General features: G+C 73.3%; 4 protein-coding genes. 1 reads left to right on the top strand and 3 read right to left on the bottom strand.

The window, feature by feature from the left end:
* Positions 1-712, bottom strand: a 712-nt coding sequence (locus tag ACOJUF_RS08835; RefSeq protein WP_420121492.1) for an ACP S-malonyltransferase, incomplete at its 3' end; no start/stop codon positions are given.
* 463 nt (positions 713-1,175) lie between these two features.
* Between ACOJUF_RS08835 and ACOJUF_RS08830 the strand changes: the two genes are divergently transcribed.
* The gene (locus tag ACOJUF_RS08830; protein ID WP_420121491.1) at positions 1,176-2,276 is read left to right on the top strand and encodes a hypothetical protein; all 1,101 of its coding nucleotides are present in this window, start codon (positions 1,176-1,178) and stop codon (positions 2,274-2,276) included.
* A 283-nt stretch (positions 2,277-2,559) separates the two neighbouring features.
* On the opposite strand, the gene ACOJUF_RS08825 is transcribed toward ACOJUF_RS08830, so the two are convergent.
* Both ACOJUF_RS08825 and ACOJUF_RS08820 read right to left on the bottom strand, forming a co-directional pair.
* Positions 2,560-3,822 carry a PucR family transcriptional regulator gene (locus ACOJUF_RS08825; protein WP_420121490.1) on the bottom strand — a complete coding sequence of 421 codons (1,263 nt, stop codon included), beginning with the start codon at positions 3,820-3,822 and terminating at the stop codon, positions 2,560-2,562.
* A gap of 330 nt (positions 3,823-4,152) precedes the next feature.
* Entirely contained in the window at positions 4,153-4,356 is a 204-nt protein-coding gene (locus ACOJUF_RS08820) for a cold-shock protein (RefSeq protein ID WP_420121489.1), read from the bottom strand.
* Between the last annotated feature and the right edge of the window lie 342 nt (positions 4,357-4,698).

Raw genomic sequence — 4,698 nt, 5'->3', positions numbered from 1 at the left:
GGGCGACCAGCAGCTGCAGGTACGCCGGGCCGGAGCCGACGACGGTGCCGTCGGCGTTGGTGAGCAGCACGTGGGTGGGGTCCTGCGGGGTCAGATTCCCGACGTGCTCGCGCAGGGCGTGCTCGGCGGTGGCCATGAAGGAGGTGTGGAACGCCCCGGCCACCGGCAGCGGGATGATCCGCACGCCGGCCGGCGGCTCGGCCTTGAGCTGGTCGAGGGCCTCCAGCGGGCCGGCCGCGACGATCTGCCCGCCGCCGTTGACGTTGGCGCCGACCAGGTCGAGCTCGGCGAGCGCGGCCAGCACCGCCTCGGTGTCGCCGCCCATCACCGCGGACATGCCGGTGGGGGTCAGCGCGCAGGCCGCGCTCATCGCCTGACCGCGGACGGCGGCCAGGCCGACCGCGTCCAGGTCGCCGAACACGCCGGCCACGGACGCCGCGGCGAGTTCGCCGACGGAGTGCCCGGCGACCACGGCGGTGGACGGGATCTGCAGAGAGCGGGCCGCGAGCAGGGCGGAGGCGACCACCAGCGGCTGGGTGACCGCGGTGTCCTTGATCTCCTCGGCGGACGCCTCGGTGCCCAGCCGGGTCAGATCGAGGTGCGCCCGCTCCGACATCTCGGCCAGCGCCTGAGCTGCTCCGTCCAGTTCCAACCAACTGGAGAGCATTCCGGGTTTTTGGGCTCCCTGGCCGGGAGCGACGATGGCCAGCACGCCATCTACCGTGACATGTCCGGTGCGGCGCCGGTGATGACGGACGCCACCAAGTCCCGGTGAGTCTTTTGTAGGAACCCCACAGTCAACCCGGTGGGAGTCACCAAATCTTGATCATCGTCACAGCGTCGGTGCTGGTCCCGGCGTGCTGGGCGAATCCCGGCACCGGCCCATCCGCCGGTCCATCCGCCGGTCCGTGTCGCGGTTCGCTGATCAAAGCCGGGTCGGAAGCGGGCAATTCGGACACTGGGCGCGGATTTGATCAGCGGCCCTGTGGTCGTCGCTGTGGTTCGCTGATCAAAGCCGGGTCGGAAGCGGGCAATTCGGGCGCCGAGCGCGGATGTGATCAGCGAAGTGGGCGGATCCGCCCTGCCCCGGCACCGGTGTGGACAACTCTGGGGTGGTTGTCCACATCGGCCAAGATTCTTCCCACCGATCGGCCGGTGGCCGGGAAGCTGCGTGGGTGTCCACGACCATGCCAGCGAATCTGCACGCCGCTCTCGCCGACGACGGCCTGATCACCGCCGCCCGGTGCCGCGACCTCGGCGTCAGCGCCGACCGGGTCGAGCGGCTCCTGCGGTCGGGTGCCCTCACCGTTCTGGCCAAGGGCGTCTACGCCGAGCGGCGAGCCGTCGAGGCCTTGGGTGAGTGGCCCGCGTTCAGGCTGCGCACCCGGGCGTTCGTCATGGCCTCACCGGCGAACACGCATGCGTCGGACTGGTCGGCCGTCGCCCTGCACGAGTTGCCCACCCGGTCGGCGCCGCCGCCGGTGCCCAGCGTGATCCGGTTGGGGTCGCGGGCCAGCGGGTCCAACCGCACGCTGCACGGCCGGACCCGATTCGCCGCCGTTGCCGATCGATGGCTCACCGAGATCGACGGCACGGCGACGCTGCGCCCGTCCTTCGCCGCGGTCGACCTGGCCCGTGGGCTCGATCGACGGTCCGGGCTGATCCTCACCGACGCCGCCGCCGGCCGGGAGGGGTCCCTCGAGGGCCTGGCCCAGGCCGAACGTGACATCGCCGCCTGGCCCGGGCACGGGCGGGCGCGGTGGGCGGTGGCTCACGCATGCCCGGACGTCGAGTCGCCGCTCGAGTCGGTCGGCCGGTACGCCTTGCTCCGGGCCGGGCTACCGGTAGGCGCCAGCAACGTGTGGGTGGGGGAGACAGTCCCTTGCTGGCGGCTGGACCACTACTGGGCCGAGCACCGGCTGGCCGCGGAGGCCGACGGGATCGGCAAGTACGGGTTGCTCGGCGATCCGTTGGCGGCGTTGCGGGCGGAGAAGGAACGAGAGTGGCAGCTGCAGGAGTGGGGCATCCGCGTCGTCCGCTACACATGGACCATCGCCACGCTGACGCCGGACGCGCTGGCCGGTCGCATCGCGTCATTGCTGCGGGCCGAGCCGTTGCCGGCCGATCGGCTGCTGCGGACCTGGTCCCGCCGCGACGGCTTCCTGGCGCGCGGAATGACGCCGCCCTCCGTGGGATGGTCCGGCTCGGCGCCGCGGCGGGGGACCGGTGCCCGACCGTCGCCGGCGGCGTGGGCCTCGCCGGCGCGGGTCGGCTGATCAAAACCGCGGTGTGGGGGCCGGGATGTCTGGTTCGGCCCGGGTTTGATCAGCGAACCGGCGAGGCCGGTGGAGTTTGGCTGATCAAAACCGCGGTGTGGGGGCCGGGATGTCTGGTTCGGCCCGGGTTTGATCAGCGAACCGGCGGGGCCGGTGGAGTTTGGCTGATCAAACCCGCGGTGTGGGGGCTGGGATGTCCGGTTCGGCCCGGGTTTGATCAGCGAACCGGCGAGGTCGGCCGCGGAAGCCGCGGGGCGGGACTGGGCCGGAGCCGGAGGCGCGGTCAGGGCGCGGCGGCGAGGCGGCCGAGGATGACGGCGGTCTGCAGGACGAGCAGGTCGCGCGGGTCCCAGGGGTCGCGGCCGGTGAGGTCGGCGACGCGGTGCAGCCGGTAGCGGACGGTGTTGGGGTGCACGAACAGGTTCCGCGCGGTCGGCTCGAGCGCGCCACCGGCGGCGAGGTAGGCGTCCACGGTGGACAGCAGGTGCGGCGCCGCCGCCAGGGGTCCGTAGACGGAGGCCCGGAGCCGGGCGGCGGCCCGGGCGTCGCCGGCCAGCACCCGTTCGGCGAGCAGGTCGTCGGCGTCGATGATCCGCGGGGCGTCCGGCCAGGCGGCGGCCACGTCGAGGCCGGCCAGTGCGTCGGCGGCCGAGTTGATGGCCGCCCGTAGGCCGCTGCCGGCCCGACCGAGCACCACGGGACCGTCCCCGAACAAGGCCGCCACGCCGGCCTCGGGCGCCGCCGAGCCGGCCAGCACCAGGACCAACCGGTCGCCGTGCACCCCGGACATGGCCGACCGGCCGGTCGACGCGGCCCAGTCGGCGACGGCGCCCACGGCATCGGCCCGGTCGCCAGTCGGCGCCGCGCCCGCCACCACGACGGTGTCGGCGGTCGGATCCCAGTTCAGGGCGGCCGCCCGGGAGGACAGGGTGCCGATGTCCTCGCCGCGCACCACCCCGTCCACCACGGCCGCCTCGACCCGGGCGTCCCACGCTCCGCGCGTCTCGGCCGCGGCGGCGTAGACCTCGGCGGCGGCGAAGGCGATCTCCCGGCTGTACCGGAGCAGCGAGTCGCGCAGGGCGATCCGCTCGGTCTCGTCGGCGGCCAGCGCCGGCAGTTCCTGTTCGGCGACCAGGATCGCCACCCGCACCAGTTCCACCGTCCGGCGCAGCGAGACGGCGCGGACCAGTTCGCGCGGCGCCGTGCCGAACACCTCGCCGGTGATGCGGTACTCGTCGCTGCTGGCCTTGGCCCAGACGACGTAACCGGAGATGCCGGCCTGGGCGACCAGCGTGACCCAGGACCGCTGCTCGGCCGGCAGCGATCGGAACCAGGGCAGCCGTTCGTCCATCAGGGCCAGCGCCCGCCGGGCCAGCCGGCCGCCGGCCCGTTCGACCTGGGCCAGGGTGTCGTCGCTGACTCCGTACACCGCGGCCGGCGGGGCGCCGAGCGCGGAGCTGACCGCCTGCACCACCGAGGACGGCGTCGGTCCGGGCAGCCGGGCCGGGTCGATCGCCGGCGTGTCCAGGGTGCCCTCGACGGTCATGACCGACAGCCTGCCACCGCCGGGCGCCGGACGAGGCCGAGGTCCAAAGACAGGCGAGGCCGAGGTCCGGGGAGAGGCGAGATCCGGGGACAGGCCGCAGGACCCGGGCGGACGACAGGGCCAGGACAGAGGACAGGGCCTGCACAGGCCTCAGGACCCGGGCGGACGACAGGGCCAGGACAGAGGACAGGGCCTGCACAGGCCTCAGGACCCGGGCAGGCCTCAGGACCCGGACAGACGACAGGGCCCGGACAGACGACAGGGCCCGGACAGACGACAGGGCCCGCACCGGAGTCCCCGGTGCGGGCCCTGTCGACGGAACAAGCCGGATCAGGCGGCGCTGACCCCGGTGGCCTGCGGTCCCTTGGGCGACTGCTCGACCTCGAAGTTGACCCGCTGCCCCTCCTCGAGCGACTTGTAGCCGGTGCCACCGATCGCCGAGTAGTGGACGAAGACGTCACCCGACCCGTCGTCCGGGGAGATGAAGCCGTAGCCCTTCTCCGCGTTGAACCACTTGACAGTTCCCTGCGCCATGCTTGCTCTCCTCGAGCGTTTGTCCGCGGTTGCCCGCTGATCGAACACCCCGGCCGATTCCTTCTCCGGCCGAGCGATTGCGCTTTACCCCGTGCATGCCATGCGGACACCAGGAGAAGAGCAACAACGTGCGTACCGTACCGCCTCCCCGGGCGCCATCGCCAGCAGGTAGGGGGTCAGGAACCGATCAAGTCTGCGACCGTTTCGCCGACGAATTTGCCGATGTCGTGATGATTGGCCACCAACCCGGCCCCGGGGCCCGGAGAACGCCGACGGCGCGGGCCCCGGGCCCCCCCCGGGGGGGGGTAAACCGGGGCGCGCCCCGGGGTCGGGGGCCGGGGC

It is taken from the genome of Nakamurella sp. (assembly GCF_048594475.1).
GTDB lineage: Bacteria > Actinomycetota > Actinomycetes > Mycobacteriales > Nakamurellaceae > Nakamurella.
This window is presented reverse-complemented; position numbering and strand designations above follow the sequence as displayed.